The 26,772-nt window shown below is 71.9% G+C and carries 23 protein-coding genes; 3 read left to right on the top strand and 20 right to left on the bottom strand.

Going from position 1 to position 26,772, the window contains the following annotated elements:
- Positions 1 to 65 precede the first annotated feature (65 nt).
- Both nusB and efp read right to left on the bottom strand, forming a co-directional pair.
- Positions 66 to 473, bottom strand: coding sequence for a transcription antitermination factor NusB (gene nusB, locus ACGFI8_RS32175; protein WP_392810648.1), 408 nt, complete (start codon positions 471 to 473; stop codon positions 66 to 68).
- 130 nt (positions 474 to 603) lie between these two features.
- Positions 604 to 1,161 carry an elongation factor P gene (gene efp, locus ACGFI8_RS32170; RefSeq protein WP_392810565.1) on the bottom strand — a complete coding sequence of 186 codons (558 nt, stop codon included), beginning with the start codon at positions 1,159 to 1,161 and terminating at the stop codon, positions 604 to 606.
- Between the two features lie 202 nt (positions 1,162 to 1,363).
- Between efp and mptB the strand changes: the two genes are divergently transcribed.
- The gene (gene mptB / locus ACGFI8_RS32165; protein WP_392810564.1) at positions 1,364 to 2,788 is read left to right on the top strand and encodes a polyprenol phosphomannose-dependent alpha 1,6 mannosyltransferase MptB; all 1,425 of its coding nucleotides are present in this window, start codon (positions 1,364 to 1,366) and stop codon (positions 2,786 to 2,788) included.
- 2 nt (positions 2,789 to 2,790) lie between these two features.
- Here the strand turns inward: mptB and aroB are convergent, their stop codons facing one another.
- The 15 genes from aroB to ACGFI8_RS32090 all read right to left on the bottom strand — a co-directional run bounded on the left by aroB (position 2,791) and on the right by ACGFI8_RS32090 (position 20,045).
- Entirely contained in the window at positions 2,791 to 3,843 is a 1,053-nt protein-coding gene (aroB, locus tag ACGFI8_RS32160) for a 3-dehydroquinate synthase (RefSeq protein WP_392810563.1), read from the bottom strand.
- The gene (locus ACGFI8_RS32155; protein WP_392810562.1) at positions 3,840 to 4,337 is read right to left on the bottom strand and encodes a shikimate kinase; all 498 of its coding nucleotides are present in this window, start codon (positions 4,335 to 4,337) and stop codon (positions 3,840 to 3,842) included. Before ACGFI8_RS32155 ends, aroB begins: the two co-directional genes overlap by 4 nt.
- On the bottom strand, positions 4,334 to 5,512 hold the full coding sequence (aroC, locus tag ACGFI8_RS32150) for a chorismate synthase (protein WP_392810561.1): 1,179 nt from the start codon (positions 5,510 to 5,512) through the stop codon (positions 4,334 to 4,336). Before aroC ends, ACGFI8_RS32155 begins: the two co-directional genes overlap by 4 nt.
- Positions 5,513 to 5,516: 4 nt before the next feature.
- The gene (locus ACGFI8_RS32145) at positions 5,517 to 6,332 is read right to left on the bottom strand and encodes a shikimate dehydrogenase (protein WP_392810560.1); all 816 of its coding nucleotides are present in this window, start codon (positions 6,330 to 6,332) and stop codon (positions 5,517 to 5,519) included.
- Positions 6,332 to 7,522, bottom strand: a complete 1,191-nt coding sequence (mltG, locus tag ACGFI8_RS32140) for an endolytic transglycosylase MltG (RefSeq protein ID WP_392810559.1) — start codon at positions 7,520 to 7,522, stop codon at positions 6,332 to 6,334. The genes ACGFI8_RS32145 and mltG overlap by 1 nt, the downstream gene beginning before the upstream one ends.
- A gap of 21 nt (positions 7,523 to 7,543) precedes the next feature.
- Positions 7,544 to 8,017, bottom strand: a complete 474-nt coding sequence (gene ruvX / locus ACGFI8_RS32135; RefSeq protein WP_392810558.1) for a Holliday junction resolvase RuvX — start codon at positions 8,015 to 8,017, stop codon at positions 7,544 to 7,546.
- Positions 8,018 to 8,373: 356 nt separating this feature from the next.
- The gene (gene alaS / locus ACGFI8_RS32130; RefSeq protein ID WP_392810557.1) at positions 8,374 to 11,034 is read right to left on the bottom strand and encodes an alanine--tRNA ligase; all 2,661 of its coding nucleotides are present in this window, start codon (positions 11,032 to 11,034) and stop codon (positions 8,374 to 8,376) included.
- Complete coding sequence (locus ACGFI8_RS32125; protein WP_392810556.1) at positions 11,031 to 11,297, bottom strand: hypothetical protein; 267 nt, start codon at positions 11,295 to 11,297, stop codon at positions 11,031 to 11,033. Before ACGFI8_RS32125 ends, alaS begins: the two co-directional genes overlap by 4 nt.
- Positions 11,298 to 11,336: 39 nt before the next feature.
- Positions 11,337 to 11,783: a DUF948 domain-containing protein gene (locus ACGFI8_RS32120; RefSeq protein WP_392810647.1), complete on the bottom strand. Its 447-nt coding sequence runs from the start codon at positions 11,781 to 11,783 to the stop codon at positions 11,337 to 11,339.
- A gap of 269 nt (positions 11,784 to 12,052) precedes the next feature.
- Positions 12,053 to 12,796, bottom strand: a complete 744-nt coding sequence (locus ACGFI8_RS32115; protein WP_392810555.1) for a hypothetical protein — start codon at positions 12,794 to 12,796, stop codon at positions 12,053 to 12,055.
- Positions 12,793 to 13,497: a hypothetical protein gene (locus ACGFI8_RS32110; protein ID WP_392810554.1), complete on the bottom strand. Its 705-nt coding sequence runs from the start codon at positions 13,495 to 13,497 to the stop codon at positions 12,793 to 12,795. The genes ACGFI8_RS32115 and ACGFI8_RS32110 overlap by 4 nt, the downstream gene beginning before the upstream one ends.
- Positions 13,498 to 14,679: 1,182 nt before the next feature.
- The gene (locus ACGFI8_RS32105) at positions 14,680 to 16,074 is read right to left on the bottom strand and encodes a replication-associated recombination protein A (RefSeq protein ID WP_392810553.1); all 1,395 of its coding nucleotides are present in this window, start codon (positions 16,072 to 16,074) and stop codon (positions 14,680 to 14,682) included.
- A 67-nt stretch (positions 16,075 to 16,141) separates the two neighbouring features.
- Positions 16,142 to 17,965, bottom strand: a complete 1,824-nt coding sequence (gene aspS / locus ACGFI8_RS32100; protein ID WP_392810552.1) for an aspartate--tRNA ligase — start codon at positions 17,963 to 17,965, stop codon at positions 16,142 to 16,144.
- Positions 17,966 to 18,005: 40 nt separating this feature from the next.
- Positions 18,006 to 19,343, bottom strand: a complete 1,338-nt coding sequence (gene hisS / locus ACGFI8_RS32095; RefSeq protein WP_392810551.1) for a histidine--tRNA ligase — start codon at positions 19,341 to 19,343, stop codon at positions 18,006 to 18,008.
- A gap of 6 nt (positions 19,344 to 19,349) precedes the next feature.
- Positions 19,350 to 20,045 carry an MBL fold metallo-hydrolase gene (locus tag ACGFI8_RS32090; protein WP_392810550.1) on the bottom strand — a complete coding sequence of 232 codons (696 nt, stop codon included), beginning with the start codon at positions 20,043 to 20,045 and terminating at the stop codon, positions 19,350 to 19,352.
- 170 nt (positions 20,046 to 20,215) lie between these two features.
- Between ACGFI8_RS32090 and ACGFI8_RS32085 the strand changes: the two genes are divergently transcribed.
- Both ACGFI8_RS32085 and ACGFI8_RS32080 read left to right on the top strand, forming a co-directional pair.
- Complete coding sequence (locus ACGFI8_RS32085; RefSeq protein ID WP_392810549.1) at positions 20,216 to 21,142, top strand: peptidylprolyl isomerase; 927 nt, start codon at positions 20,216 to 20,218, stop codon at positions 21,140 to 21,142.
- A 61-nt stretch (positions 21,143 to 21,203) separates the two neighbouring features.
- Positions 21,204 to 22,073: a peptidylprolyl isomerase gene (locus ACGFI8_RS32080; protein ID WP_392810548.1), complete on the top strand. Its 870-nt coding sequence runs from the start codon at positions 21,204 to 21,206 to the stop codon at positions 22,071 to 22,073.
- A 265-nt stretch (positions 22,074 to 22,338) separates the two neighbouring features.
- Here the strand turns inward: ACGFI8_RS32080 and ACGFI8_RS32075 are convergent, their stop codons facing one another.
- The 3 genes from ACGFI8_RS32075 to secF form a co-directional block, all read right to left on the bottom strand.
- Positions 22,339 to 24,933, bottom strand: coding sequence for a RelA/SpoT family protein (locus ACGFI8_RS32075; RefSeq protein ID WP_392810547.1), 2,595 nt, complete (start codon positions 24,931 to 24,933; stop codon positions 22,339 to 22,341).
- A 44-nt stretch (positions 24,934 to 24,977) separates the two neighbouring features.
- A complete protein-coding gene (locus ACGFI8_RS32070) occupies positions 24,978 to 25,502 on the bottom strand; it encodes an adenine phosphoribosyltransferase (RefSeq protein ID WP_392810546.1) in 525 nt (174 codons plus the stop codon).
- A 96-nt stretch (positions 25,503 to 25,598) separates the two neighbouring features.
- Positions 25,599 to 26,771, bottom strand: a complete 1,173-nt coding sequence (gene secF, locus ACGFI8_RS32065; protein ID WP_392810545.1) for a protein translocase subunit SecF — start codon at positions 26,769 to 26,771, stop codon at positions 25,599 to 25,601.
- Between the last annotated feature and the right edge of the window lies 1 nt (position 26,772).

Here is a 26,772-nt window from a genome sequence, read left to right as displayed (position 1 = left end):
ACATCGAAAGGGCCGCGCCGGAAGGCGCGGCCCTTTTTGTGTGCTCCGGCTCGAGCCCGCCGATCTCAGGTGGCGTAGTCGGCGATGCGGCCGAGGATGCCGTTGAGGAAGCGCGGCGAGTCGTCGGTGGAGAGCGTCTCGGCGAGCTCGACCGCCTCGGTGATCGCCACCGGGTTGTCGATCTCGTCGTTGTAGAGCAGCTCGTAGACGGCGATGCGGGCGAGGTTGCGGTCCACGACCGGCATCCGCTCCAGCGTCCAGCCCTCGGCGTAGCTCGACAGCAGCTCGTCGATGCGCGCCGCGTGGCTCTCGACACCCTCGACCAGCTGGACGGTGTACGGCAGGTAGCTCGGCCGGGGCTCCTCCAGGTTGGCCACGTAGGCGGCCAGCACCGACCCGCGCGGCTCCCGGCGCAGGTCGGCCTGGTAGAGCACGTCGAGGGCGCGCTTGCGCGCCTTGCGCCGCGCCGTCATCTGGGCGGTGACGTCACCGCCCAGGAAGGAACCGCTCGAAAAATTGGTCACGACGCCTCCGCTTCGCTCCCGCGCCGCGACCAGGAACTGAGCCTCCGGTGACCGGCCCCTCCGCTGCGCTCCGGGCCGGTCACGCCCGGCCCAGGTAACGGCTGTCGCGGGTGTCGACCTTGATCTTCTCGCCGTTCGAGATGAACAGCGGCACGTTGACCGTGGCGCCGGTCTCCACCGTGGCCGGCTTGGTGCCGCCGGTGGAGCGGTCCCCCTGCAGGCCCGGCTCGGTGTAGGTGACCTCGAGGATCACCGAGGTCGGCAGCTCGACGTAGAGCGCCGCGCCCTCGTGGGTGGCCACGATCACCTCGGCCTCGGGGAGCAGGAACTTGCTCGCCTCGCCGACGGTGCCGCCGGGGACGGTGATCTGGTCGTACGTGTCCAGGTCCATGAACACGAAGTCCTCGCCGTCGGCGTAGAGGTACTGCATCGTGCGCTTGTCGACCGTGGCGGTGTCGACCTTGGTCCCGGCGTTGAACGTGCGGTCGACCACCTTGCCGGAGAGCACGTTCTTGAGGGTGGTCCGCACGAACGCGCCACCCTTGCCCGGCTTGACATGCTGGAACTCCACGACGGTCCACAGGTCGCCGTCGAGGTTGAGCACCAGGCCGTTCTTCAGGTCGTTCGTGGATGCCATGTGGTTTGACGTCACTTTCGTCGCTGCCGGCCTGCAGACCGGGAAAATTGGTCCGAGCGGCGCGGTTGACCGCCGGTGCGGGAAAAGGCCCGGTGAATTGTACCGGGCACCAAAAAAAGGCCCGGAACAGTGTACCGGACGCTCAGCGCCCCGTTCACCTTCTGTTAACCCTCTGTACACCTAGCTCTGCCAGCGTGCCGGGGTGGGAAGACCGGACCTCCTCAACCGTACTCTGGGCTTCGCCGGATCCGTCGCGATCGCGCTCGGCGGCCTCGCCGCCGGGGCACTTCCCGACCCCGTGCGCGATCCGTTCGCGCACTGGCCGGTGATCCGCGAGTTACGCACCTTCCCACTGGTGGCGATCGCCGGCACCTACGTCGGCCTCGCGCTGCTGTGCGGCGCGTGGCTGCGGCTGCGGGTCACCCTCGACGAGCAGCGCCCGGCCGACCTGGTGCGCACGCTGCTGTGCTGGGCCGGCCCGCTGGTGCTGGTGCCGCCGATGTTCAGCCAGGACGTGTACAGCTATCTCGCCCAGGGCGCGATGGTGCACGAGGGCCTGGACGCGTACAAGTTCGGCCCGTCGACGCTCGGCGGCAGCTTCGCCGCGGACGTGCCCGCCATCTGGCAGAACACGCCGGCGCCGTACGGGCCGCTGTTCCTGCGCATGGCGGCCGCCGTGGTCAACCTCACCGGCGAGCACGTGGTGTTCGGCGTCTGGGCGTTCCGGCTGATCGCGCTGGCCGGCGTCGCGCTGGTGGTGGCGTGCCTGCCCGGGATCGCGGCCCGCTGCGGGGTGCCCGTCCAGCGGGCGCTGTGGTTCGGCGCCCTGAACCCGCTGCTGCTGCTGCACCTGGTGGCCGGCATGCACAACGACGCGCTGATGGTCGGGCTGATGACCGCGGGGATCTACGCCGCCGCACGCCGCCACCCCGCGCTCGGCGCCGTGCTCATCAGCGCCGCCGCGCTCATCAAGGCCCCCGCCGCGCTGGCCCTGCTGACCGTGCTGGTGCTCAACCCGAAGGCGTGGGCCCGCATCGGCCTGGCCGCGGGCGCGGCGCTCGCCGGACTGCAGCTGGCCTCGGGCCTCGGCACCGGCTGGATCGGCGCGATGCGCACGCCGACCTCGGTGCGCAACGGGCTGTCGTTCAGCACCGACCTCGGCATGCTGCTGTCCGCCGTCGGCTGGCCCGGGCCGATGCAGATCATCCGCACGGTCGCCGCGGTCGCCGGCTTCCTGCTCGCGGGCTGGGCGCTGCTGCGGGCGCCCAACCCGGTCGCGGGGCTGGGCCTGGCGCTGAGCTCGATCATCCTGCTCGGGCCGGTGGTGCACCCGTGGTACCTGCTGTGGGCGTTCGTGCCGCTGGCCGCCGGCCTGCGGCGGGCGCCGCAGGCGGCGGTGTGGGGCTCGGTCGGCCTGTCCCTGTTCCTGCTGCCGACCGGGGCCCCCGGCTACCCGCAGGCGGTGGTCGCCGCGGTCGTCGGCACGGTGGCGGGCCTGCTGTACCTGCGGCTACGCCCGCCGGTGGAGGAGCCGGCCCCGGCCACCGCATCAGTTCCGGTTCAGGTCGTCCCGGTCTCGGCCGCGATCCCGGCGGCGATTCCGGCCACGGCCCAGGTCACGGCCTAGGCCTAGACCGCGACGGCGGCGTAGGCCTCCCGCAGCAGCTCGTCGGCCGGGCCCTCCAGGGTGCCCGGCTCGGCGAGGCCGTCGAGGACCACGAAGCGCAGCATCGACCCGCGGGCCTTCTTGTCGACCCGCATCGCCGCGTGCAGCTCCGGCCACGCCCCGGCCGGGTACGACACCGGCAGGCCGAGCCGCTCCAGCACCGCGCGGTGCCGCTCGGCGATCGCGGGCTCGAGCCGCCCGGACAGCCGGCCAAGCTCCGCGGCATAGACCAGCCCGACGCTGATCGCGTGGCCGTGCTTCCAGGCGTAGTGCTCGCACCGTTCGATCGCGTGGCCAAGCGTGTGGCCGTAGTTGAGGATCTCGCGCAGGCCGGCCTCGCGCAGGTCGGCCGAGACCACCCGCGCCTTGACCGCCACCGAGCGCTCGACCAGCTCGGCGAGGACCGCGCCGCGCGGGTCGAGCGCCGCGGCCGGGTCGGCCTCGATCAGCTCCAGGATCGCCGGGTCGGCGATGAACCCGCACTTGACCACCTCGGCCATCCCGGCGAGCAGGTCGTCGGCGGGCAGGGTGTCCAGCGCCGCGAGGTCGCACAGCACGCCCGCGGGCGGGTAGAACGCGCCGACGAGGTTCTTGCCGGCCGCGGTGTTGACGCCGGTCTTGCCGCCGACCGCGGCGTCGACCATGCCGAGCAGGCTGGTCGGCGCGGTCACCAGGCGCACCCCGCGCAGCCAGCACGCGGCGACGAAGCCGGCCAGGTCGGTGACGGCGCCGCCGCCGACCCCGACGACCGCGTCGGAGCGGGTGAACGCGGCCTCACCGAGGGCGTCCCAGCACCGGGCGGCGACGGTGATGTCCTTGCCGGCCTCGGCGTCGGGCACTTCGATCGGCAGCACCTCGAACCCGGCCAGCGCCTGGATCGCCTGCTGGGCATGCTCCCGGACCGGGCCGGCGAACACGACCGCCACCTGGTTCGCGCCCTTTACCAGGTCGGGCAGCGCCCCGTACACATTGCGCCCGATCTGTACGGAATATCCGTCTACCTCGATGTGCTTCACAGCCGGCCCGCCAGGTCCTCGGCGATCTCCTCCGGCGTGCGCCCGTCCGTCACCACGGTCACGGTCGCCACCTCCTCGTAGAGCGGCCGGCGCTGGTCGAGCAGGTGCTTGAGCGTCGCCCGCGGGTTCAGGGCCAGCAGCGGCCGCCCGGCGCCGAGGCCGACCCGCGACAGCGCGTCGGCGAACTCGACGGCGAGGTACACCACGGTGTGCCCGGCGAGCCGCTTGCGGGTCTCCTCGGCCAGGACGGCGCCGCCGCCCAGGGCGAGCACGCCGTCGAACCCCTCGAGCGCCTCCGCTATCGCGGCCCGCTCCAGGGCCCGGAAATGCTCCTCGCCCTCGTCGAAGAAGATCTCGGGAATCGGCTTGCCGGCCGCGGCCTCGATGCCGGAGTCGACGTCGTGGAACGCGACCCCGAGCCGCTGCGCCAGCAGCTCCCCCACCGTCGTCTTGCCGGCGCCGGGGGCCCCGACGAGCACGGCCCGCGGGCTCATCGGATCACCAGGTTGTCGAGGTACCCGGCGACGTTGCGGCGGATCTCCGCCACCGAGTCGCCGCCGAACTTCTCCAGCGCCGCCTCGGCCAGCACCAGCGCCACCATCGCCTCGGCGACGACGGCCGCTGCGGGCACCGCGCACACGTCGGAGCGCTGGTTGATCGCGGTCGCCGGCTCCCCGGTGGCCACGTCGACGGTCTGCAGCGCCCGGTTGAGCGAGGAGATCGGCTTCATCGCCGCGCGCACCCGCAGCGGCTCGCCGGTGGTGATGCCGCCCTCCAGGCCGCCGGCCCGGTCGGTGACCCGCCGTACGCCGTCGGGGGTGTTGATGATCTCGTCGTGCGCGACGGAGCCGCGCGAGCGCGCCTGGGTGAACGCGTCGCCGATCTCCACGCCCTTGATCGCCTGGATCGACATGAGCGCCGTGGCCAGCCGGGCGTCGAGCTTGCGGTCCCACTGCACGTGGCTGCCCAGGCCCGGCGGCACACCGTACGCCAGGACCTCGACGATCCCGCCGAGCGTGTCGGCGTCCTTCTTGGCCGCGTCGACCTCCTCGACCATCCGCGCGCTCGCGTCCGGGTCGAGGCAGCGCAGCGGGTCGGCGTCGATGCGGTCGAAGTCCTCCGGGCGGGGCAGCAGCCCGGGCTTCACGGCGACCGAGCCGAGCTCGATCACGTGCGAGACGATCTCCACCCCGAGGGCCTGGCGCAGCATCGCCTTGGCGACCGTGCCGACCGCGACCCGCGCCGCGGTCTCCCGCGCGCTGGCCCGCTCCAGGATCGGCCGGGCGTCGGTGTGGCCGTACTTCTGCATGCCCGCGAGGTCGGCGTGGCCGGGCCGGGGCCGGGTCAGCGGGGCGTTGCGCGCCTGCGCGGCGAGCAGCTCCGGGTCGACCGGGTCGGCCGCCATGACCGTCTCCCACTTGGGCCACTCGCTGTTGCCGACCTGGATCGCGACCGGGCTGCCGAGCGTGCGCCCGTGCCGGAGGCCGCCGATGAACTCGACGACGTCCTGCTCGAAGCTCATCCGGGCGCCCCGGCCGTAGCCGAGGCGTCGACGGGCCAGCTCAGCCGCCACGGACGCGCTCGTCAGCTCGATACCGGCGGGCACGCCCTCCAGGATCGCGACGAGCGCCGGGCCATGGGATTCTCCAGCGGTCAACCAGCGCAGCACGCTGTCAGTCTGTCACGCGGATCTCACCCGGCCCGGACAGGGCCGCGCGCATCTCACCCACTGGCGCCTTGGCCCCGGTGAAGAGCTCGAACTGGTCCACGGCCTGCCACAACAGCAGGTCGAGGCCGGACACGATCGGGCACCCGGCGGCGTGCGCCGCCGCCGCGAGCGGCGTCGGCCAGGGGTCGTAGATCGCGTCGAAGACGACCGGGCGGGACGAGAAGTCGGCGAGCGCCAGGTGGTCGGCGGCCCCCTTCGGTACCGTCGAGACGACCACCGGCGCCGAGGCGGCCTCCGCTGCGGAAGCCCACGGCGCCGCGGTCAGCTCGACGTCGAGCGCCTCGGCGACCGGGCGCAGCTCCTCGGCCGCCTCCGGCCGCCGGGTGTAGACGGTCACGTCGGCGGCCAGGCTCGCCGCCGCGGCGATCGCCGCCCGGGCCGTGCCGCCCGCGCCGAGCAGTGCCAGCCGCGGCGTCCGCGACACGCCCGCCTCCAGCAGCGCGCGGACCATGCCGGGGGCGTCGGTGTTGTACGCGTGCCAGCCGTACGACCGGCGCACCAGCGTGTTGGCCGCGCCGATCGCCGCCGCGAACGGGTCGACGAGCGCCGCGACCCGCAGCGCCATCTCCTTGAGCGGCATGGTCAGCGACAGCCCGGCCCACTCGGGCCCGAGTGAGCCGACCAGCCCCGCGAGGTCCTCCTCGCCGCATTCGATCGCCGTGTACGCCCAGCCGGTCAGCCCCGCCGCCGCATAGCCCGCGCTGTGGATCGCCGGTGAGCGCGAGTGGCTCACCGGCTTGCCGAGCACCGCGGCACGCATTACTTCACGCCGTTCTTCTGCGCCTGGTCCCACAGCTTCTGGAACTCCGGGTACGTCTTGGCGTACGCGGTGTTGCCCGCCGTGTCGATGGCCAGGAAGTAGTAGTAGTCGTGCTTCGGCGGGTTCATCGCCGCGCTCAGCGCGCTGGTGCCCGGGTTGCTGATCGGCCCGATCGGCAGGCCCGGCACGTCGTGCGTGTTGTACGGGTTGTTCTTGTTGTGCAGCTCGGAATTCAGCAGCTCGGTCGAGGGCTTGGCGCCCTTGCCGGTGATGCGCAGGTAGTAGTTGACCGTGCTGTCCACCTGCAGGCAGTTGCACGGGAACTTGTTGCTGTAGACCCGGTTGTACAGCACGCGCACGATGCCCGGCTGGTCCTTGTCGAGCCCCTCGACCTGCGCGATCGACGACGCGACCAGGGCCTCGAACGGCGAGATGTGCAGGTTGCTCTGCACCGTGTCGATGAACCCGATCTTGTCGATCTCCTGGTTGAACCGCGCGACGATCAGCTTGAGCACGGCGACGGCGTCGAGGTTGGGCGGGAGGTCGTACGTGGCCGGGAACAGGAAGCCCTCGATCCCGGGCGCGCGCTGCTTGCCGTCCTGGCGGGTGTACCAGACGTCGCCGACGCCGAGCGCCTTCGGGTCCTTCGCGGCGTTCTCGAAGTCCTCGTACGGCAGCTTCGTCGCTTCGGCCAGCTTCTTGAAGGTGTCCTGCCAGGTCAGGCCCTCGGCCAGGGTAACCTTGTTGACCAGGCGGCTGTGGGGGTCGAGCATCAGCGCCAGCGCAGCCGTGGCCTTCATCTGCTTGCGCATGCTGTAGAAGCCGGGCTGCAGCTTCTTGCTGCGCTCGTCGTTCTTGGCCGCCTCGACGAACGCCTTGGCGCTCTTCACGACGTCCTTCTCCTGCAGCGTGTTGCCGATGTCGGCGGCGAACTGCCCGTCGAGCACCTCGACCGTCACCTGGCCGGTGCCGTCGCCGGTGTAGTCGGGGGCGCTGAAAAGGCCCTGGATCCGGTCGATCCCGGCGTAGACTCCATATGCCAGGCCGCCGACGACCAGCAGGCTGATGAAGAGGGCGAGGAAGGTCTTTCCACCGCGGCCCTTCTTTTTCCTGCTCCTGGCCGGGGCGGAGGCGCGGCGCCGGTGACGTGGTCGCTCCTCGTCATCCCAGGCCAGATCGAGTTCGTCCATCTGCACTCTGCCTCCTGGCGCTCAGCCGCGAACTGCTCCGGCACGTCTGGCGTCGAGCCAACCCTGCAGGATCTCCACCGCGGCCGCCTGGTCGACGACCGCACGCTGGCGCTTGCCTCGGACGCCGCGCTCCGACAGCCTACGTGCTGCCGCCGCCGTGGACATCCTCTCGTCCGCCAGCACGACCGGCACCGGCGCCGCGTGTTCCGCCAGCCGGTCCGCGTATTGCCTGATCAGAGCCGCCGCCGGGCCCTCCTTGCCGGCCAGGTTGATCGGCAAGCCGACGACGATCTCCACTGCCTCGTATTCACTGACGTAACGGAGAATTTCCGAAATGTCGGATGGCGTCGCGTCACTGTCCGTGCGCTGGTCGCGCGCGACGGTCGCGACGGGGCTGGCGAGGATCCCGTCCGGATCGCACGCGGCGACCCCGACCCGCACCGAACCGACGTCGATGCCGAGCCGGCGGCCCCGCGTCCACTGCTCCTGCCCCACACGCGCACCCTAGCCGCTCGGGTAACGATTGCGTCGCCCGCCCGACACCCGCGCGGTCACTCTCCGAACCTAGACCGTCACGGCCACGGCATGCATCCAGCTCACGGCCGGCACGCCATTGGGATGGGTCCGGAATGTCGGGCGGCGAGCCGACCGACATTCCGGATATTTCGGACATGCCCAATTCTGCCTTGGGACGCGGGATCCGCGGGGACGCGGACCAGGTTGGCACGCCGGATCGATCGCACGGGCGGCGAACCTGAGCGACGAACCGTCCTGAATCCGGATATTCGGGCATAAATGCGGTAGCGGCCCGCCCGGGAGCACCGGACGGGCCGCAACGGCAGGCCTTCTCGCTACAGGGCCTTCTCGACCGCCAGCAGCAGGTTGGGGGCCTCGGCGGCCGGGACGCCGCCGCCCTGGGCCAGGTCGGCGTTGCCGCCGCCGCGCCCGGACAGCGCGCCCTTCACCAGGTCGCCCGCGGACAGGCCGCGCGACTTCCCGGCGCCGTTGACCGCCACGACGAGCGAGGCCTTGCCGCCGGCGCGGGACGTCACGGCGACGACGGCCGGGCGCTCGGCCGGGATGCGGCCGCGGATCTCCTGGACCAGCGTGCGCACCTCGTTGGCCGACGTGCCCTCCGGGGCCTCGGTGCCGACGAACGCCACGCCCCGCACGTCGCGGGCCGAGTCGGCCAGGCCGCCGGCGCCCGCCAGGACCAGTTGCGTGCGCAGCTTCTCCAGCTCGCGCTCGGCGTCGCGCAGCTGGGCCACCGTCTGCTCCACGCGGTCGGCGACCTGGTCGCCGGGGACGCGGAAGAGCTCGGCCAGCCGGGAAACCAGGACGTGCTCGCGCGCCAGGTGGCTGAACGCGTCGAGGCCGACGAGGGCCTCGACCCGGCGCACGCCCGAGCCGACCGACGACTCCGAGAGGATCTTCACCAGGCCGAGCTGCGAGGAGCGCTCGACGTGGGTGCCGCCGCACAGCTCGCGGGCGTAGTCGCCGACCTCGACGACGCGGACCTCGTCGCCGTACTTCTCGCCGAAGAGGGCCATCGCGCCGATCTTGCGGGCCTCCTCCTGCGACGTGATGAACGCGTGCACGAGGAGGTCGCGCAGCAGTACCTCGTTGACCTGCTGCTCGACGTCGTGCAGGACGCTCTGCGGCACGGCCGACGGGGTGTTGAAGTCGAAGCGCAGCCGGCCCGGCGCGTTGAGCGAGCCCGCCTGGGTCGCCGACTCGCCGAGGAAGTTGCGCATCGTCTGGTGGATCAGGTGGGTCGCCGTGTGGGCGCGGGAGACCGCGCGGCGCCGGTCGATGTCGATCTCGGCGAACGCGGTGTCGCCGGAGCGTACCTCGCCGGCCACGACCCGGGCGCGGTGCACGATCAGGCCGGGCAGCGGCGACTGCACGTCGAGGACCTCGACCTTGCCGCCGCCGAGCGTGATGAAGCCCGAGTCGGCGAGCTGGCCGCCGCTCTCGGCGTAGAACGGCGTGGCGTCGAGGACCAGCGACACCTCCTCGCCCTCGCCGGCGACCGGGGAGCCCAGCAGGGAGCGGACCCGGGTCTCGCGGGAGACCTCGCGGTATCCGGTGAACTCCACCGGGCCGCCCTCGTCCAGCGCGGCCCGGTACACCGACAGGTCGGCGTGCCCGGTCTTGCGCGCCTGCGCGTCGGCCTTGGCGTTGGCCTTCTGCTCGGCCATGAGCCGGCGGAAGCCGTCCTCGTCGACCCGCAGACCCTGCTCGGCGGCGATCTCCAGGGTCAGGTCGATCGGGAAGCCGTAGGTGTCGTGCAGCTGGAATGCCTTGTCGCCGGCGAGGACCTTCCCGCCCTTGGACTTGGTGTCGGTCATCGCCAGGTCGAGAATCGTCGTGCCGGCGTTGAGGGTCTGCAGGAAGCGCTCCTCCTCGCCGTACGCGTACTGCGAGATCCGGTCGTACTCGGCGGCGACCTCGGGGTACGACGGCGCCATGCAGTCGCGGGCGATCGGCAGCAGCAGCGGCAGCGTCGGTCCCTCCTGCCACCCGAGCAGGCGCATCGAGCGGATCGCGCGGCGCAGGATGCGGCGCAGCACGTAGCCGCGGCCCTCGTTGGACGGGATGACCCCGTCGGAGATCACCATGAGCGCGGTGCGCACGTGGTCGGCGATGACCCGCAGCCGTACGTCGTCGGGGTGCGACTCGGCGGCGACGTGGGAGACCGCCTGGCCGTACCGCTTGCCGGTCAGCTCCGCGGCCTTGGCGAGGATCGGCCGGACCTCGTCGATCTCGTACAGGTTGTCGACGCCCTGCAGCATGGAGGCGATGCGCTCCAGGCCCATGCCGGTGTCGATGTTCTTGTTGGGCAGGTCACCGACGATGTCGAAGACGTCCTTCGACTTCACGTTGGTGATCTCGTGCTGCATGAAGACGAGGTTCCAGTACTCCAGGTAGCGGTCCTCGTCGACCTCTGGGCCGCCCTCCTTGCCGTAGGCGTCGCCGCGGTCGTAGTACAGCTCGGAGCACGGGCCGGCCGGGCCGGGGATGCCCATCGACCAGAAGTTGTCCTTCTTGCCGCGGCGCACGATCCGCTCGGCGGGCAGGCCGGTGCGCTTCCAGATGTCGATGGCCTCGTCGTCGTCGAGGTACACGGTGGCCCAGATCCGGTCCGGGTCCAGCCCGAAGCCGCCCTTGTCGACCGGGTTGGTCGACAGCTCCCAGGCCAGCTTGATGGCGCCTTCCTTGAAGTAGTCGCCGAAGCTGAAGTTGCCGTTCATCTGGAAGAACGTGCCGTGCCGGCTGGTCTTGCCGACCTCGTCGATGTCGGGCGTGCGGATGCACTTCTGCACGCTCGTGGCGCGGCTGTACGGCGGGGTCCGCTGGCCGAGGAAGAACGGCACGAACTGGACCATGCCCGCGTTGATGAACAGCAGGTTGGGGTCGTCGACGGCGGGCAGCGGTGCGGAGGGCACCACCGCGTGCCCGTTGGCCTCGAAGTGGGCCAGGAAACGTCGCTTGATCTCCGCGGTTCTCATCCGTGCTGCCGGCCTTCCGGGTATAGGTCTTCGTCCAGGGTCAAACCATCCGCGAACGCGGCGTGGATCTCGGCCTCGCGCTCCGCCATCCCGTCGCGCACGTCCTCGACGAAGTCGCGCACGCCGGCGGCGATGCCCATGGCGGAGTCACGCGCGGACGCCGCGATGCCCTGCGGGGTGAAGGCCTGGGCCTTCTTGGTGACCGCCCTCACCACCAACGCCCCGACGGCGAGTCCGATTCCGAGCCACAACAGACGCCGCATGGCTCAACCTTTCTATCGATTATGGGATGGTGTGCCGCGTCAGCCCCGCCGGCGACGCTGCCTGATCTGCTCGCGCACCTCGGCCTCGTCCGCCTCGCGGCGCCGGTTCGCGGCGGCCTTTCGTACGCCGTACCCGAACGCGGCGACCTTCACCAGTGGATTGGCCGCGGCGGCGCTGACCACCGTGGACAGGTTCGCAACGTTAGCGCTGACGTGCGACACGTTTTCGGTGATCGTGTCGATCCGCGCGAGCTGCATGTTGACGCCGTCGAGGGTCGTGTGGACCTGGCTCAGGGCGGTGTTGACGTTGTCGATCGTGACGTTGACCCGCTCCAGCATCGGCGTGGTCTGGTTGGCGGCGTCACGCAGGGCCCCGGTGGCCGCGTCGATCGTGTGTCGCGACCGCAGGATCGGCACGGCGAGCACCAGTACGAGCACGAAGAACCCACCCGACGCCACCAGCGCCGCGATACCGCCCAGGGACACGGTCACGCCGTTCCTCCTTCACCGCATTGACCTTCACCCGTGTGGAGGCGCATTTCCAACGGAGGAACCCTACCCTCCGTGATGCATCGCCGCGCTTCGACCGGCCGCTCAGGGCGCATTTCGCCCATGGCGGCCGTCCGTGACGCCTTCCGCCGCACGCTTTTTCGCCTCTCGACGGCCGTCCATGACGCCCTTCGCCCGCCGCTTCCCCGTTGCTGACGGCAGCCGCGGTTCGCCGGGCCGCGGCGTGCCCCCGCCCGGCGGTGGCGTCAGGGGCCGCCGCCCTGGCCGCCGCCCCCTGGGTCGTAGCTGATCCGGTTGAAGACCTTGATCGTCGTCATGGCCAGCGGGCAGATCGCCGTCGGGGCGGGCCCCGGCGACTCGGCATCGCCGGGCGGCTGGTCCGACGGCGGCGTCGAGGGCTGGGCCGACGACGCCTTCGTGGACGGCTTGCCGCTGGGCGCCTTGCTGCCCGACGGCCCGGGCGCCGGGCTGATCGTCGGCCGGGCCCCCTTGACGTCGCAGACCGCGGCGCGCACCCAGAGGTCGAGGACGTACTCGTCACGCTGCCAGCACGTCTCGATCCCGTCCACGCCCTCGGCCTGGCAGTCCGGGACGTTCCACTCGACCCACCCGGCGTCGCGCAGCTTGCCGACGAACGCCCGGTTGGTCTCCTCCGGCCCGCGCGCCGACTCCCAGGTCCGCTGCCGGGATCGGCACTCGTGGATGCACCACCGGCTGCCCTCCGCCCCGTCGGTCGAGTTGCGGGCCGCCCACTCGGGCAGGTGGAGGTTGTCGAGCTCCACGAACACCGGGTCGCGCGAGAGCTCCCGGATGACGAAGAACGCCGCCGGCGCGCCGACCACGGCGAGCACCACGAAGATGATCGTCGCGTATCGCAGCTGCCGCACCCGCTTGGCCTGCGCCAGCTGAAACAGCCCGAACGGCGCGATCTGCGTCGTGGACTCCCAGTCGAACGCCATCGGCGAGCTGGCGGTGCCCCGGTATGTCACCGGGTTGGGATCGAACCGCGCCAGGTCCACGAACGGCTTGGGCGGCGGCCCGTCCCCGGGGAACCGCCCGCCGGGCGCGCGCCCGCCCCCGTACGGCCCGGGCCGGCCGCCCGGCCCGGCCCCCTGACCGGGACCTTGCCCGGGAGCCTGCCCACGCCCAGGACCTTGCCCAGGACCTTGGCCAGAACCTTGGCCGGAACCTTGCCCAGGACCGGGACGTTGCCCTTGACCGGGACCTTGGCCGGAACCCTGCCCGGAACCTTGGCCGGGAGCTTGACCGGGAGCTTGGCCGGGAGCTTGCTTAGGACCAACGCCGCCAGGACCAGGGCCGCCGGGACCCGGACCGTGCCCGGCACCACTGGCGGGGCCGTTCGGACCGGCCGTCCCTGGCCCACCCGGCCGCCCACCGGCACCGCCGGGAACGCCCGCACGGCCACCCCGGACCTCGGCCGCACGCGCATCGGCGGCACGCGGGTCCGGCACGCGGGACTCGGTACCACGCTGCTCGGGACCGCCACCGCGAGCATCGCCGCCGCGGGAATCGGCGCCGCGGGAATCGGCGCCACGGGAATCGGCGCCACGTGGATCGCCGCCGCGAGGGTCGGGGACGCGGGGTGTGCCCGGGCCCTGGCCGGTCCGGAACGCGGCGGGCTCGTCGGGTTCGGCCGCGCGCCGGCGCCCACCGCCCGCCGCGGGAACACGCCCGGCACCGGCCGGGGGAACGCGCCCGCCGGTAGCCGGGTCGGCCTCGCCCTGCCGCGGCTCGGGCAGCGCGTGCGCCGCCCGCCGCCCGCCGGTGGGCGACTCCTGACCGGATTCCGGCGCGCGCCGGCGCCCGCGGGCCTCGCTGCCAGCACCCGCGGCTCCCGGCCCAGTGCCGGCGGCCGCGGCCCCCCGGGCCTCGGCATCCTCGCCCGCGGCCCGCCGCCCCCGCGAGGGCGACTCGCGCCACGGCTCACCCTCACCGGAAGCACGCCCGGCCGCAGACCGGGACCCGGACGGCGACTCGCGCCACGGCTCACCCTCACCCGAACCACGCCCAGCCGCAGACCGCGACCCAGAGGGCGACTCACGCCACGGCTCGGCCGGCGTCGCGGGGCGGGAGCCCGAGGTCGACTCGCGCGTTCCCTCGCGCGGCGCGCGCCAGGCCTGTGTCGGCTCCGGTGCCGGCGGCGCGGCGGGGGGCGGCGGACCCGCCGGTGCGGGAGGCGCGGCCGGTGTCGCCGGCCGCGAACCCGACGGCGACTCCCGGACCGCGTCGCGCAGCGCCCGCCAGTCCGCCGGCGGCCCGGCAGGCCCTGCGGGCCCGGAAGACCCGGAAGACCCGGCCGGAGCCACGGGCGCGGCGGCCGTCGCCCGCGTCGGCCCGGCGGGTGTGGTGGGCTTGGCAGGTGTCGCCGGCCGCGAACCGGAGGTCGACTCGCGCGCACCCCCGCGCGGCACCCGCCAGGCCTGCGTCGGCTCGGCGGGCGGCGCAGGCGGCGCCGAAGGCGGGCCCGAGGACGGACCCGAAGGCGGCACCGCACGCGATCCAGCGGTGGGAACCGCACGCGACCCGGCCGCGGGAACCGCGCGTGACCCTGTCGGGGGCACCGCGCGCGGGGCCGAAGGCGGCACTGGGGCCGTGGCCGGGGACGACCGCGGCGGGGCGGGCGGCGGCGGGCCCATGTCGCCGCGTGACTGTGGTGGTACTGCCCGGCGCGGGTTCACCTGGTCGAGGACGTCGCCGGGCGCGGGCGAGCCGCCGAACCCGCCGAGGTCGTCGTCGCCGGAGGTGCTGCCCCCGCTGCGCAGCTCCGCCAGCCAGCCGAGGTCCTCGTCGCTCGGGCCCTCTTCGGCCTTGCCGCGGCCGCGCCGCTTCTTGGCCTCGTCCCGACCCGATGTCACCGGTGCCGCTCCTCCACCATGCCGTTCGGTTCTGAACCGTCACCCGCCTCGGCGGGCGCTCCGGTCCCCCGCACGATACGCCGCAGTTTCGGCAATCGTTCCGCCACCGCGCGCTCAGCGCCATGGCCCGTCGGGCGGTAGTACTCCCGGTCGCCAAGCCCTTCCGGCGCGTACTGCTGATGCACAACGCCCCGGGGGTCGTCGTGCGGGTATTTGTACCCCTTCCCGTGCCCGACCCGGCTCGCCCCCTTGTAGTGCGAATCGCGTAAATGCGCGGGGACCGCACCGCCGTGCCCGGCGCGCACGTCGGCCATCGCGGCGCCGATGGCGGCGACCACAGCGTTGGACTTCGGGGCGAGTGCGAGGTGGATCACGGCCTGGGCGAGGACGATCTGCACCTCGGGCAGGCCGACGTACTCCACGGCGTGCGCGGCCGCGGTCGCGATCGGCAGCGCGGTCGGGTCGGCCATGCCGATGTCCTCGCTGGCGGAGATGACCATGCGCCGGGCGATGAACCGGGCGTCCTCCCCGGCGGTGATCATCCGGGCCAGGTAGTGCAGGGCGGCGTCGACGTCCGAGCCGCGGATGCTCTTGATGAACGCGCTGACCACGTCGTAGTGCTCGTCGCCGTCGCGGTCGTAGCGCAGCGCGGCCACGTCGACCGCCTTCTCCGCGGTCGCCAGGTCGACGCTGGGCATCCGCTGCGCGAGCGCGGCGCCCGCGGCCGCCTCGAGCGCCGTGAGGGCCTTGCGGACGTCGCCGCCGGCCAGGCGTACCAGATGCGCCTCCGCGTCCTCGTCGAGCGTCACGGCGGCGTCGAGCCCGCGCGCGTCCGTGACCGCGCGCCGCAGCAGGGTGCGCACGTCGTCGTCGGTGAGCGGCTGCAGCGTCAGCAGCACGCAGCGTGACAGCAGGGGCGAGATGACCGAGAAGTACGGGTTCTCGGTGGTGGCCGCGAGCAGCGTCACGGTCCGGTCCTCGACGGCGGCGAGCAGCGAGTCCTGCTGGGTCTTGCTGAACCGGTGCACCTCGTCGATGAACAGCACGGTCGGCGGGCCGCCGCGGCGGCGCTCCCGGCGGGCGGTGTCGATGACCGCGCGCACGTCCTTGACCCCGGCCGACAGCGCCGACAGCGCCACGAAGCGCCGGTCGGTCGAGCCGGCGACCAGGTGGGCGATGGTGGTCTTGCCCGAGCCCGGCGGCCCCCACAGGATCACCGACATCGGCGAGGCGCCGCCGACGAGCTGGCGCAGCGGCGCGCCGGGCGCCAGCAGGTGCTGCTGACCGACCAGCTCGTCGAGGCTGACCGGGCGCATCCGCACCGCGAGCGGCGAGTCCGCCGCCACGTCGGTGAAGCCACCGGTGACGGCGGGACCCCCCATGGGGGACATCTCGCCGTCACCGGATGGTTGAACCTCAAACAAGCCGTCCACGGCCGCAGACCCTACAGTCCAGGGCTCAATTCGACCGCTCGACCGGGACCGTCGTCGCGGCGGGCACCGGGGCCTTCGGCTTGGCGTCCACGCCGGCCTCGGCGCGCTGCTCGGCGGTGATCGGGGTCGGCGCGCCGGTCAGCGGGTCGTAGCCGCCACCCGTCTTCGGGAACGCGATGACCTCGCGGATCGAGTCCGCGCCCGCCAGCAGCATGCAGATGCGGTCCCAGCCGAACGCGATGCCGGCGTGCGGCGGCGGGCCGTACTTGAACGCCTCGAGCAGGAAGCCGAACTTGTCGGCCGCGTCCTCGGCCGTGATGCCGAGCATGTCGAAGACCCGGCGCTGCACGTCGGCGCGGTGGATACGCACCGAGCCGCCACCGATCTCGTTGCCGTTGCACACGATGTCGTAGGCGTAGGCGAGGGCCTCCCCGGGCGCCTCCTCGAACCGGTCGATCCAGTCGCTGTTGGGCGAGGTGAACGGGTGGTGCACCGCGGTCCAGCCCCTGGCCCCGCCGCCGGTGCCGCCGGCCTCGGGATCGGTCGGCTCGAACATCGGCGCGTCGACGATCCAGCAGAACGCCCACGCGCTCTCGTCCACCAGGTTGGACCGTCGCGCGATCTCGATGCGGGCCGCGCCGAGCAGCTCCTGCGCCTCGCGCCGGTCGGCGGACGCGGCGAAGAACACCGCGTCGCCCGGCTTCGCGCCGACCGCGTCGGCCAGCCCGGCGAGGTGCTCGGCGGAGAGGTTCTTGGCCACCGGGCCGCGGGGCTCGCCGGTGTCGGCGTCGAGCACCACGTACGCCAGGCCCTTGGCCCCGCGCGCCTTGGCCCAGTCCTGCCAGCCGTCGAGCTCCTTGCGGGTCTGCGTCGCGCCGCCGGGCATCACGACCGCGCCCACGTAGCCGCCCACGGCGATGGCGCCGCCGAACACGCGGAACTCGGTGCCGCGCAGGTACTCGGTCAGCTCGGTCAGCTCCACGGAGTAGCGCAGGTCGGGCTTGTCGGAGCCGTAGCGCGCCATGGCGTCGTGCCAGGTGATGCGCGGGATGTCGCCGCCGATCTCGTGCCCGGCGAGGTCGGACCACAGCGCCCGGACGATCGACTCGCCCAGCCCGATGATGTCGTCCTGGGTCACGAAGGACATCTCGATGTCCAGCTGGGTGAACTCCGGCTGGCGGTCGGCGCGGAAGCCCTCGTCGCGGTAGCAACGGGCGATCTGGTAGTACCGCTCCAGGCCGCCGACCATCAGCAGCTGCTTGAACAGCTGGGGCGACTGGGGCAGCGCATACCAGGTGCCGGGCTGCAGCCGCACCGGTACCAGGAAGTCGCGGGCGCCCTCCGGGGTCGAGCGGGTCAGCGTCGGCGTCTCCACCTCGACGAAGTCGCGGTCGGCGAGCAGGTTGCGGGCGATCTGGTTGGCCCGGCTGCGCAGCTTCATGGCCTTGTGCGGGCCCGAGCGGCGCAGGTCGAGGTATCGGTAGCGGTAGCGCACGTCGTCGCTGGCCGGCTCGCCGTCGTCCACGGGCAGGGGCAGCGGCGCGGCCTCGGAGAGCACCTCGAGGCGGCTCGCGACGACCTCGATCTCGCCGGTGGGCAGGTCCGGGTTCTCGTTGCCGGCCGGGCGGGCGCGCACCTCGCCGGTGACGAGCACGCAGTACTCGTTGCGCAGCGCGTGCGCGGCCTCCATCCCCTCGCGGAAGACGACCTGGACCACGCCGGAGGCGTCGCGCAGATCGACGAAGATGACCCCGCCGTGGTCGCGGCGGCGGGCCACCCAGCCGGCCAGCGTCACGGTCGTTCCGGCGTCGGCGGCACGCAGGGTGCCGGACTCATGGGATCGGATCACGGGGTCTCCTTCGGCGAACTACGCAAGACGCCCCATTCTCTCACCGCAGGATCGGCGCCAGATCGTCGGCCGGGGGGAACCACCCGGTGCTGGACGCGGGCACCTGCTCGCCCGAGCGGATGTCCTTGACCTGATCGCCGCCCTCGGCCGAGGCGCTGGCCGGGAACCAGACATACGGGATCCCGCGCCGCTCCGCGTAGCGGATCTGCTTGCCCAGCTTCGCCGGCGCGGGCGCCACCTCGGTGGCGATCCCGCGGGCGCGCAGGTCGGCAGCGATGCGGTTGCTCGCGGCCCGGTCCTCCTCGCTCCACAGTGCCACGAGCACCGCGGTCGGCGTCGGACGGCTCACCGCGAGCGCATCGGTCTCGAAGAGCAGCCCCAGCAGGCGCGACACGCCGATGGAGATGCCGACGCCGGGGAAGACATCCTTCCCGGCGCTGGCCAGGTTGTCGTACCGGCCGCCGGAGCAGATGGATCCGTACTGTTCGTAGCCGGCCAACTCCGTCTCGTACACGGTGCCGGTGTAGTAGTCCAGGCCGCGGGCGATCTTCAGGGTCGCCTCGACCAGGCCGGGCGAGTGCTCGCGGGCCGTCTCCACCACCGCGGCGAGCTCGGCCACGCCCTCGTCCAGCAGCGGGTGCTCGACGCCGAGCGCGCGCACGGCGTCGGCGAACGAGGCGTCCTGGGCGCGGATCTCGGCCAGCGCGAGGCACGCCTTGGCCTGCGCCTCGCTGCCGCCGGCCTGCAGGATCAGCTGGGTCACGGCGTTCGGGCCGATCTTGTCCAGCTTGTCGATGATCCTCAGGATCTCCTCGGGATCATCAAGGCCCAGGCCGCGGTAGAAGCCCTCGCAGAGCTTGCGGTTGTTGACCATGATCCGGATGGGCGGAATCGGCAGCGAACGCAGCGCGTCGCCGATGACCAGCGGGATCTCGGCCTCATAGTGAGGCGGAAGGGTGTCCCGGTCGACGATGTCGATGTCGGCCTGCAGAAACTCACGGTAACGTCCGGCCTGTGGCTTCTCGCCCCGCCACACTTTTTGGATCTGGTACCGCCGGAAGGGAAACTGCAACTTACCGGCATTTTCAAGCACATAGCGGGCGAACGGAACGGTCAGGTCGAAGTGCAACCCCAGGCTCTGCTCATCCTCGCCCTCCGCGGCTGTCGTAGTGGCTTGGAGCCGGCGCAGGGTGTACACCTCCTTGGAGGTCTCCCCCTTGCGCAGCAGCTGGTCGAGCGGCTCGACCGCCCGGGTCTCCAGCGGCGAGAAGCCGTAGAGCTCGAAGGTGCGGCGCAGCCGGTCGATCACCTGCTGCTCGGCGAGGCGCTGCGCGGGGAGCCACTCCGGGAAGCCGGACAGCGGCATGGGTCGGGTCATGGGTCTCTACCAGCCTTTACGCGGCGCCTCGAGCGCCTCACGAAGGTACGGATTGCGGGCCCGCTCGCGCCCGATGGTCGTCTCGGGGCCGTGGCCGGGCAGGACGATCGTGTCGTCGGGCAGCGTGAGCACCTTGTCGCGCAGGCTCGCCAGCATCTGCCGCATGCTCCCGCCGGGCAGGTCGGTCCGGCCGATCGAGTCGCGGAAGAGCACGTCGCCGGAGAAGCACAGCCGTTCGCCGGCCGCCTCGCCGCCGGGCTCGCTGCGGAACATCACCGAGCCGCGCGTGTGGCCGGGCGCGTGGTCGACGACCAGCTCCAGCCCGGCGATCTTGAGCACCAGGCCGTCCTCGAGCGGCGCCACGTCCTCCGGCTCGGTCCAGGTCAGCCGGCCGGCGAACAGCGCGGTGAGGTCGGGGCTGAGGCCCTTGGCCGGGTCGGCGAGCAGCTCGGCGTCGTCGGGATGGATGTAGGCGGTGATCCCGCGTGCGCCGCAGACCGGGGTCACGGAGAACGTATGGTCGAGGTGACCATGGGTGAGCAGGACCGCGGCGGGCTGGAGCCGGTGCTCGGCGAGCACCTCGTCCAGCCGGTCGGCGACCCCGATGCCCGGGTCGATGACCACGCACTGCTCGCCCGGCGCGGGGGCCACCACGAAGCAGTTGGTCCCGAACGCCTCGGCGGGGAACCCGACGACCAGCAAGGCGGTGCTCCTCCCTGTCGATGTCCTGCTGACGACCCAGCTAGACCCTATCCGGAGGTCAGGCACAGCCAACCGTGACCGGGCGGCGACCCGCATTCCGGGTTCTACCCGTACACTCTGGCGGGCGTGTGACGTGGCACCCAATTGTATTTTCCTGGAGGGGAGCACCGGTGGCTTCCAGTAAGAGCCGGCAGCGCGCTCTGGCGCGGGCCAAGACCGAGCGGCAGATCGCCCGGAGGGCGGCCGCGGCGAGACGACGCCGCCAGTGGCAGGCGGGGATCGGCAGCGCCGTGGTGCTCGCCTTGCTGGTCGTGGTCGTGATCTGGAAGACCGGCGGCTTCTCCCCGGCACCGGCCAGGGCCGACGACTGCGCGTACACCGCCGTGGACGCCGGCAACGGCGTCACCGACGTGGGCAAGCCGCCGACGAAGGACGTGGTCAAGAACGGTGTCAAGACCATGACCATCAGCCTCGGCCAGGGCACCGTGACCGCCAAGCTCGACCCGAGCAAGGCGCCGTGCACGGTGAACAGCTTCACCTATCTGGCGAGCAAGAAGTTCTTCGACAACACCACCTGCCACCGGCTCACCGACGCGATCCTGCAGTGCGGCGACCCGTCCGGCACCGGCAGCGGCGGCCCCGCCTACCGCTTCCCGAACGAGAACGTGCCGTCGCCCATCGCCCCGTCGGCCGACCCGAGCGCCCCGCCGTCCGACGACGCGACCCCGGCCAGCGGCAACGCGCTGTTCCCGGCCGGCACCCTCGCGATGGCGCACTCGTCCCAGCCGGACAGCAACAGCAGCCAGTTCTTCCTGGTCTTCAAGGACGTGCAGTACCCGGCCGACTACACGATCTTCGGCACCATCACGGGCGGCCTCGACGTGCTGCAGAAAATCGGCGCCGCAGGCAACGACGGCTCCATCCAGGCCGGCGGCGGCAAGCCCAACGAGGAAGTGAAGATCAGTTCGCTGACCGTCACCGACCTCGCGCCCGAGGAGTCCGCTCCGGAGCCGGTCCCGTCGGCCAGCGCCTCCGTCCCTGCGTCGGAGTCCGCCTCGGCCGCCCCCTCGGCCAGCAGTTCCAGCAGCAAGTCGTAACGCTGCGAGCCCCTTGATCCCTGTTTGAGCCCCTATCCCTGTTGAGCAAGGAGTAACAACCGTGACCACCAACCGGGACCGCCAACGCGCCGCGGCGCGTGCGCGGCTGGAGCGGGAGATGGCCGTACGCGCCGAGCAGTCCCGGGTCCGGCGGCGCCGAAACACGACGATCGCCGCCGGGGCCGGCGCCCTGATCGTCCTGCTCGCCGCGGCCTGGGTGGTGGTCGCCCTGACCAGCGACAGCGGCAAGCAGAACGAGGCCGGCGCCGACCCGTCGGCCTCGGCCACCCCGACGAGCTGCACCTGGCAGCCGCTGGTCGACCCGAGCGCCAGCGCGTCGCCGGACCCGGAGCTCGAGAAGAACACCAAGGACGTGGGCAAGCCCCCGGCGACCGGTGAGGCGCGCACCGGCACCCAGACGATGACGCTGGACACGAGCGTCGGCACGATCAAGATCGAGGTCGACACCGCGCACGCGCCCTGCGCCGCGGAAAGTTTCACGTACCTGGCCAGCAAGAAGTTCTTCGACGACTCGATCTGCCACCGCCTGGTCCTGCAGGGCATCTACGTGCTGCAGTGCGGTGACCCGTTCGCCAGCGGCTTCGGCGGCCCGTCCTACCGCTACGCCGAGGAGAACCTGCCGACCGGCAAGCGCCCGGCCTACGGCGAGGGCGTGGTCGCGATGGCCAACAACGGCCAGCCCGCGTCGACCGGCAGCCAGTTCTTCATCGTCTACAAGGACATCGCGCAGCTGGACCCGAACTACACGGTCATCGGGCGGGTCACCGAGGGCCTCGACCTGGTCAAGAAGGTCGCCGAGGACGGCGTCGTGGCCGACCCGTCGGCCGACCCGTCGGCCCCGGCGACCGAGGGCAAGCCGAAGACCGAGGTGCGCATCAAGAGCCTCACGATGAGCGCCCCGACCCCGTAAAAACCCAAAAAGCGACAGGGCCGCCACGGTACGACCGGGCGGCCCTTTGCTGTTGCCGGATCGGCCCTCCACGGCGCCGCGGGGGCGCGGCCAGCTAGCTACCAGCGCCTGTTTCATAATTGGGGTCGGAGCGAGGCGGAGTCCAGATTTCGTCTGGGGGTGGCCCGTGGAAGCCCGGCTACCGGTGTTGTAGCCGGGCTTTCGCGGGACGCCGCCGGGCGGAATCTGGGCCCGCCGCAGCCCGGCCTCAGTTATGAAACAGGCGCTAGGCCCCGGAGGTGACCCGGTAGGCGTCGTAGACGCCGTCGATGCGGCGGACGGCCGCCAGCAGGTGGTTGAGGTGCTTCGGGTCGGCCATCTCGAAGCTGAACCGGCTGATCGCGACCCGGTCGCGCGTGGTCGTCACCGTCGCCGAGAGGATGTTGACCTTCTCGTCGGACAGCACGCGCGTGACGTCGGCGAGCAGCTTGTGCCGGTCGAGAGCCTCCACCTGGATTGCGACCAGGAACGTCGAGGCGCTCGTCGGCTTCCAGCTGACCTCGAGCACGCGCTCCGGCTGCTCCTTGAGGTCCGCCGCGTTGGCGCAGTCGTCGCGGTGCACGCTCACGCCGCCGGAGCGGGTCACGAAGCCGAAGACCGCGTCGCCGGGGACGGGGGTGCAGCAGCGGGCCAGCTTGATCCAGACGTCGTCGACGCCGAGGACCTCGACGCCGGGGTCGGAGGCGGCGGTGCGGGTGCGGGCCGGCCGGGTCGGTATCGCGGTCTCGGCGATGTCCTCGACCGCGCCCTCCTCGCCGCCGTAGCCGGCGACCAGGCGCTGGACGACCGACTGGGCCGAGGCCTGCCCGTCGCCGACGGCGGCGTAGAGGGCCGCCACGTCGATCAGGTGCAGCTCGCGGGCGATGGTCATCAGCGACTCGGACGTGAGCAGGCGCTGCAGCGGCAGCCCCTGCTTGCGCATCGCCTTGACGATCGCCTCCTTGCCGGCCTCGATCGCCTCCTCGCGGCGCTCCTTGTTGAAGTACTGCCGGATCTTGGTGCGCGCCCGCGGGCTCTTGACGAACCCCAGCCAGTCCTGGGTGGGGCCGGCCGTCTCCGACTTCGAGGTGAAGATCTCGATGACGTCGCCGTTGGACAGCGTGCTCTCCAGCGGCACGAGCTTGCCGTTGACCCGCGCGCCGATGCACTTGTGCCCGACCTCGGTGTGCACCGCGTAGGCGAAGTCGACCGGGGTCGAGCCCGTGGGCAGCGCGATCACGTCGCCCTTGGGCGTGAAGACGTACACCTCCTGGCTGGACAGGTCGAAGCGCAGCGCGTCGAGGAACTCGCTCGGGTCGCTCGCCTCGCGCTGCCAGTCCAGCAGCTGGCGCAGCCAGGTCATCTCGTCGATGTGCGCCGGCGGCCCGGCGATCGTGGCGTTCTTGGTCTCCTTGTACCGCCAGTGCGCGGCGATGCCGTACTCCGCGGTGCGGTGCATCGCGTAGGTGCGGATCTGCAGCTCGACGGGCTTGCCGGTGGGTCCGATGACCGTCGTGTGCAGCGACTGGTACATGTTGAACTTCGGCATGGCGATGTAGTCCTTGAACCGGCCCGGGACGGGCTGCCAGTTCGCGTGGATCACGCCGAGTGCCGCGTAGCAGTCACGCACCGTGTCGACCAGGATGCGCACGCCGACGAGGTCGTAGATGTCGCCGAAGTCGCGGCCCCGGACGATCATCTTCTGGTAGACGGAGTAGAGGTGCTTCGGCCGCCCGGTGACCTCCGACTTGATCTTGGCGGCCTTGAGGTCGTTGGCGACCTTCTGGGTCACGGTGCGCAGCAGCGAGTCGCGCTGGGGCGTGTGCTCGGCGATGAGCCGGCTGATCTCGTCGAAGCGCTTGGGGAACAGCGTGCGGAACGCCAGGTCCTCCAGCTCCCACTTGATCGTGTTCATGCCCAGCCGGTGCGCCAGCGGCGCCAGGATCTCCAGGGTCTCCTTGGCCTTCTGCTCCTGCTTCGGGCGGGGCAGGAAGGTCAGGGTGCGCATGTTGTGCAGCCGGTCGGCGAGCTTGATCACCAGCACCCGCGGGTCCTTGGCCATGGCCACGACCATCTTGCGGATCGTCTCGGCCTTCGCCGCGTCGCCGAGCTTGACCTTGTCCAGCTTCGTGACGCCGTCAACGAGCAGCGTGACCTCGCCGCCGAAGTCGACCTGCATCCGCTCGATCGTGTATTCGGTGTCCTCGATCGTGTCGTGCAGCAGCGCCGCGACCAGGGTCGTGGTGTCCATGCCCAGGTCGGCGAGGATCGTGGCGACGGCGAGCGGGTGCGTGATGTAGGGGTCACCGGACTTGCGGTACTGCCCCTTGTGGAAGTGCTCGGCCATGTCGTACGCCCGCTGCAGCAGCCGCACGTCGGCCTTGGGGTGGCTCGCCTTGTGCTGGGCGATCAGCGGCTCCAGCACCTCGCTGACCGACGGGCTCTGCCAGGGCGCGTTGAAGCGGGCCAGCCGGGCGCGCACTCGGCGGCCGGTCGGCGCGGCACCCACGAAGCCGGCGACGGCCCCGGTCACGCCGCTCGCGGCGTCGGTGAGGTCCTCGGTGTCCTCGCCCAGGATCTCCTCGGCCGAGCGGCGCGGGGGCTGCTCGGCGGGCCGATCGGTGGCCCGGCGCTGGGGCGTGCCGGAGGGGGCGACGGGGAACTGCAGCACCACGCCGCCCGCCTCCGCCGTCTCCGGCGGGGTCGATTCGCGGACGTCCTGCGGTTCATCCTGCACGTGGTCGACCGTACCCTCAATGGGGGGTGCGATGTCGCCGGTCACCGGCCGCTCCTCATCGCCGACAACGTTCCGAACCGCAAGCTTACCCGTCCCCACCGACATTTCCCGTCAGCGAAAAGGCCCGGAAAGCCGCCGCGAAACGCCCCTCAGACGGTCAACAGGGCATGAACCGGGCGCGGCGCGACTCTCGACCGCCCATCGAGGAACGCGAGCTCCAGCACGACGCTGAAGCCGCTGACCCGGCCGCCGGCCCGCTCGACGAGCTCCATGGTGGCCGTGGCGGTGCCGCCGGTGGCGAGCACGTCGTCGACGACCAGGACCCGCTCCCCCGCCATGAAGGCGTCGGCGTGGACCTCCAGGATCGCCTCGCCGTACTCCAGCGCGTAGCTCGCCGACACGGTGGCCCGGGGCAGCTTGCCGGCCTTGCGCACCGGCACCACGCCCTTGCCGGTGGCGTAGGCGACCGCGGCGGCGATCACGAACCCACGCGCCTCGATCCCGGCCACCACGTCGAAGCTGTCCGCGCCGTGCTCGGCGACGATCGCGTCGATCGTGGCGGCGAAGGCCGGCCCGTCGGCGAACAGCGGCATCAGGTCCTTGAACACGATGCCCGGCTTCGGGAAGTCCGGCACGTCCAGCACCTTGCTCGCGACCAGCTCAGAGATCTCCACCCAGGTCCCTTCCGAAGTCGGCTCGCACATGCGCACGGGCGCCGCGACCGCGACGCCCGTGCATCAGAAGAACAAAATCCGCTGACCTGAAATCCGCTACTTGCGGCCGCCGGTCGCACCAGGGCGGCCGCCGGCGCGCGGGCGCTTGCCCTGGCCGGGCCGCGCCGCCGGGCGGGCACCCGGGCGGGGCGCCGCGCCGGCGAGCTCGGAGCGCTCGGAACGCTCGGCCGACTTGCCCTGGCCGATCGGCACGCCGTCGCTGTCGAGGGCCACCGTCTGCGACTTGGCCGCCTGCTCCTTGGCCTGCGACACGCGCTTGGCCTGGACCCGGTTGGCGTGCGCCTGCAGCCGCGGCTCGCGGCTCTTGAGCTCGGCCAGCACCGGGGTGGCGAAGAAGATCGACGAGTACACCGCGACGCCCATACCGATGAACAGCACCAGGCCGAGGTCCTTCAGCGTGCCGGCGCCCAGCAGGCCGGCGCCGATGAAGAGCAGGCCGCCGACGGGCAGCAGCGCGACCAGGCCGGTGTTGATCGAGCGCATCAGGGTCTGGTTGACCGCCAGGTTGGCCGCCTCGGCATACGTCGACGTGCTGGAGCCGGTGATGCCCCGGGTGTTCTCCTGCACCTTGTCGAACACCACGACGACGTCGTAGAGCGCGAAACCGAGGATTGTCAGGAAGCCGATGACGGTCGACGGGGTGACCTCGAAGCCGACGAGCGAATACACGCCGCCGGTCAGCACCAGGTCGAGCAGCAGCGAAGCGATCGCGGCCGCGGCCATCCGCCACTCGAACCGGAAGATCAGGTACACCAGCACCGCGGCGAGGAAGATCGCGAGGCTCAGCGCCGCCTTGTTGGTGACCTGGCCGCCCCACGACGTGCTCACCGCGCTGTCGCTGATCTGCGAGACGTCGATGTTGAAGTGCTTGGCGACCGACTCCTTGATCGCGTTCTGCCGGACCGGGTCGTTGACCAGCTCGGTCTTGATGATGTACTGGCTGTCACCGACCGTCTGCCCGGTCTTGACCGAGACGCCCGCGTCGCCGAACGCCTTCTCGACCTGGTCCAGCGTGCCGACCTTGACCGGCAGGTTGTACTGGTTGCCGCCCTCGAACTCGATGCCGAGCGTGAAGCCGCGCACGAGCATGCTCGCGAGCGCGATCACGATCGCGATGCCGGCGACGGTGAACCACAGCTTGCGGCGGCCGACGATGTCGACGCCGGCCTCACCACGGTAGAGCCGGGCTGCGATGCCAGTGCCGCTCATC

The sequence above is a fragment of the Dactylosporangium sp. NPDC048998 genome, from assembly GCF_043197855.1.
Classification (GTDB): domain Bacteria; phylum Actinomycetota; class Actinomycetes; order Mycobacteriales; family Micromonosporaceae; genus Dactylosporangium.
This window is presented reverse-complemented; position numbering and strand designations above follow the sequence as displayed.